This window comes from Streptomyces spiralis, assembly GCF_014654675.1.
In the GTDB taxonomy this organism is placed as follows: Bacteria; Actinomycetota; Actinomycetes; order Streptomycetales; family Streptomycetaceae; genus Streptomyces; species Streptomyces spiralis.
Genome location: NZ_BNBC01000079.1, coordinates 1 through 238 on the forward strand (window position 1 = coordinate 1; position 238 = coordinate 238).

The window sequence follows — 238 nt, forward strand, 5'->3', positions numbered from 1 at the left end:
CGTCTCCACCCACACCGGCTCGGCCCGCAACACCCCACCCATGCAGGCAAAATGCCCGCCACCGAGCCTTCTGCAACACCCTTTAGGAGCCGTCGTCCTGTCAGGCGAGCGTTAGGCGCCGCGCAGCACTCGGGTGCTGCGCGGCGGGTTCAGATCAGGGTGTTGTAGGTGTTCCAGCCTGCGCCGATTTTGGTGCGGGTGGCGAAGGGTGCGGTGGTGTTGCCGGTGCCGCGGTAGA